Origin of the sequence: Pontibacterium sp. (assembly GCF_041587635.1) — a bacterium.
Classification (GTDB): Bacteria; Pseudomonadota; Gammaproteobacteria; order Pseudomonadales; family Balneatricaceae; genus Pontibacterium.
This window is the reverse complement of sequence record NZ_JBFGYC010000369.1, coordinates 1-4,152: the sequence shown is the minus strand read 5'-3', so window position 1 is coordinate 4,152 and position 4,152 is coordinate 1. Positions and strand designations below refer to the sequence as shown.

Genomic DNA, 4,152 nt, shown 5'->3' with positions numbered 1-4,152 from the left:
GCCGGATCAGGATTACAACGGACCGGACAGCTTTGCGTACACCGTAGATGATGCCACGGGTACCACCTCAAACCCGGCGACGGTCAGCATCACCGTTGAGCCGGTGAACGATGCGCCAGTCGCGGTCAATGATAGCGACACAACAGATCAGAACACGGCGATTGATATTGATGTGATGGCTAACGACTCTGATCCAGAGGGCGACCCCATTGAGATCAATGGCTTCACGCAGCCTTCGCAGGGAACGGTCACTCTGAATTTGGACGGTACGTTTAGCTACACGCCAAATGGTACCTTCATCGGCCAGGATAGCTTCACCTACACCATCAAAGATGATTCCGGAGCGGTCTCAAACACGGCCACAGTCACCATTGATGTGGGTGAGGATCACGGTGTTGAACTGGATTTCACCGGCAGTGATGGCGTTGCTGTTTACGATGTTGGCTTGCTGTCGGTGGGGGATACCAGTGAAACGGCCAATGGCAGTTTTAAAGTGATTGCGCCGGACGGTCTGGCATCAGTCACCATGGCAGGTGTCACATTCACCGCCGCTCAACTGGCCACCGCAACGGTTATCACCCCATTGAGTGTGGTCAGTAATCTCAATGAAGATCTGGTTGTCACCGGTTATAACGCAGGTACCGGAGATGTGTCGTACAGCTATACCTTGCTTAACCCGGTGAATCACGATCCAGGTAGTGATCTGGATAGCGTATCGTTTGTCGTCAGCGCAATGGATATTGACGGTGATAGCTCTCCTTCCGGATCGCTCATTATTAGTCAGATAGATGATCAACCCGAGATTCTTTCGATATCGGATGCGCATGGCTTGAACGGAGTAGGGCAGATTCTGGGGGCCATTGATCTGGACTCCTCTGCCGATACACCGGAGAGTTTCAGTTGGGGTACGGTGAATACCAGTGTTGACCTGTATGCCAATGAAGAACCGATCACGATCACCAGTGATGCGGGTACTAAAACGGTGACAGGTAAGTTAGCCGACGATACAACCGTATTTACTCTGACGCTGAATGAGGATTTGAGCACGTATACCTACCACCAGTATATGGCTGTCCAAACGGTGGCCAGTGATGTGGGAATTGCGGCTAACCTTTCAGGTGGCAACAGTAGCAGCTTCAGGCTCTCCTCTAACGGCGCGCTCGAAGATCCTATTCAAACGCTGTTCTATGGGTATGAATATGAGGCAGGTAGCAGTGCTTATATTCGCAGTACGGTCAACACCAGCGCAAATACCATGGGGGTTGGAACGGGGCAGGATGTTGATGCAGATACCGATAAGGATGATCACCTGTTCATGAGCTTTGATCAGAACGTGCTTAGCATGAGTCTGATGGTGGATATCGTAGGGAACGGTACGGCGGACTTGAGGTATACCGTTTACAGTGTGAAGCCTTCCGAATTGGAAAACCTCGGAGTTGATGGATTTACCTATACCGATCTGCCGGCCGGCGTGTCTAGCAATGTCGTAACAGTCTCAGACAACGACACCGTCACCGTTACTGCATCTGACCTTGGCCTGGATGGCTTTACGTTTATTGTTTTTGAGTCCGACAGTGGGGCATACAAGTTGGTCCCTAACGAGCTGACGGTGAATTACTTGACGGAAGCTCAGGACTTCAATATCAGTGCCGGTATCAACGTGACTGACGGTGATCAGGACACCGACAGCGATACGATTGAGATCGATATGAGCGGCACACTGAGTGACCTGAACGGAGACGGCACTGGCAATGCGCTTGGCGGGAATGAACTGGCCAATACCCTCAATGGCATGGATGGTAACGATCAGATCTCGGGGAATGCCGGAGATGACAGCCTGATTGGTGGGCTGGGTGACGACACGCTGATCGGTGGTACCGGTTCAGATACCTTTGTATGGCAGCTTAATGATGGTGGTATCGCTGGATCTCCCGCAACAGATACTATCACTGATTTTGACAGCAGTTTGCCTGCCAGCGGTGGGGATACACTGAACCTGAGTGAACTACTTGAAGGGGAAGACGGAGGGGATCTGACTCACTTCCTGCACTTCGAGTTGAACGGGGATGGCAATACAGTGGTGCAGATCAGCACTGACGGTGATTTTGCTGGTGGTTTTAATGCCGGTGATGTGGAACAGGTGATCGTTCTGGAAAATGTGGATCTAGTCAGTGCCTATACCGTCAACAACGTGGTGGATCAGTCTGCTTTGGTTCAGGATCTGGTGACCAACGGTACATTAATTACTGACCTTTAACCTTTGCAGGGGGATTAATCGGACAGGTGCGACGATGACTGTATTTTATTACAGACCATCGTCGTGCATACGATTTAAAACATCGCGCCATCTGCTAAGGCGTAACTGTGGCTTTACATCGCTTTGCTGGCCATCGACCCACATTGTTGAGTCATTAAAGCTGAACACGGGTTTTAATTCTGGACGTTTGGAAGCGGGTAATATTTTACCCTGCAAATTATCCAGAATAAGCGGGTCTGACTGTTCGTCCGGGTAATAAGCCAACACCATATGTGCTTGTTTATCGCTGCTATCGCCGATTACCGGATAAAGATTGACGTACGTTAGCTTTAATTTGTTTGCGGGAATATCCAGCAGACGCAGTGATATATATTTGGCGATCGTAAAATCTTCGCAGTCACCACGTGCACGGGCCAGCGTTTCAAGCGGTGTGGCCCAATAATCAGCCTTCTGCCAAATTTTTTTATCTTCGTCGTAGTATACGTGCAGGTTGAAGAACTTATTGATTCTATGGAGTTTTTCCCGCTCAGGCAGGTTGTAGCTGGCATCTAACAGGTGGCGCCAGCGACTCACAGAGTCTGCGGCCAGATTACCATAACGGCGCTCGGCCAGATTTTGGATATTACTCAGTCTTTCGAGACTTTCTGCTGATGTATTTGCAGTAACACTGGTTGATGCACCCAGAAGGAACAGCCAGAACAGACTGTTTGTTACCCATGTACCGATTCTTAAACGCACAAATACTGCTCCTGACTAAACAACTGATCAGTAAACTGAATAAAGTCAAAAATGGTGCTGACAGAGATATAAAGGAAACTTTTGGTTGAAAAATAACCTGGTGTTTCTTTTGTATAGAGACTCTGTTTACAGTGGTGCCGCGACATCTGGTTAAATATCGGCCGATTCTAACTTTTCTTGAATAATTAATCCTCAATTTTTTAGGTGTAAAGCTGTCTTTACATACCACTGTCGTCTATCTTGAAATACACGACTGGTGGTTAAAAATTAATCAGCAGATTTTACCGATGATTTTGAAAGGCAGATTAGAAAATGAGCAAACGTTTATTTCTGGCTGCGTTAGTGATCTCAGCAGCCCCAGCCTGGGCCGAACCCGTAAGTTCTCTTAACGATGCGATCTCTCGTTCGGTTGAAGGGAACCCCGAGGTGAAAGCCAGCTGGTACAACTTTGAAGCCTCAGAGGAAGAGCAGCGGGTTGGCAAAGGAGGGTATTACCCACGGGTGGACCTGAATGCGCAGATAGGGCATGAGCGTTTGGACCGAGATAACACCTCCGACATCTCGTACGATCCCTGGAGTGTGCGTTTGAGCCTGACACAGATGTTGTTTGATGGTTTTGCGACGAAAAACGAAGTAGCACGCCTGAATCATGTCAGTAAAGTCCGCTTTTACCAGTTCCGAAAAACATCTGAAGATGTTGTGCTCGACACCACCCGGGCCTACCTCGATACGTTGCGTTACCAAAAACTCGTTGAGTTGGCGAAGGAAAACTACATTGAGCACCGTCAGGTTTATGATGATATCAAAGAGCGTACCGACGCAGGCATTGGTCGGCGCGTCGATCTGGAGCAGGCGACAGCACGATTGGCACTGGCTGAAGCGAACCTTCTGACCGAAGCGACTAATCTGCATGACGTTACCGCCCGTTTCCAGCGAGTAATTGGAGAATTGCCAGCAGAACAGCTTGATGAACCCAGTCTAAAAACTGAGCTGATCCCTGTTACACGCAACGAAGCCCTGAACCGTGCTTATGTGATGCATCCGGATCTGAATGCCGCGACAGAAAATATGCTGGCTGCACAAGCGGCACGTAAATCCAAAGATGCCGATATGCTGCCTCGATTGGACCTGCGTTTGCGCAAGGAGGTGGAAGACTT

General features: G+C 49.3%; 3 protein-coding genes. 2 read left to right on the top strand and 1 reads right to left on the bottom strand.

All coding sequences use genetic code 11. The features are described from left to right. On the top strand, positions 1–2,257 hold a 2,257-nt coding region (locus ABYW01_RS15660; RefSeq protein ID WP_372834425.1), incomplete at its 5' end, for an Ig-like domain-containing protein. A 48-nt stretch (positions 2,258–2,305) separates the two neighbouring features. Here ABYW01_RS15660 and ABYW01_RS15655 read toward each other — a convergent pair. After that, positions 2,306–2,995 carry a transglutaminase-like cysteine peptidase gene (locus ABYW01_RS15655; protein WP_372834422.1) on the bottom strand — a complete coding sequence of 230 codons (690 nt, stop codon included), beginning with the start codon at positions 2,993–2,995 and terminating at the stop codon, positions 2,306–2,308. 312 nt (positions 2,996–3,307) lie between these two features. Between ABYW01_RS15655 and ABYW01_RS15650 the strand changes: the two genes are divergently transcribed. Further along, on the top strand, positions 3,308–4,152 hold an 845-nt coding region (locus tag ABYW01_RS15650; protein ID WP_372834418.1), incomplete at its 3' end, for a TolC family protein.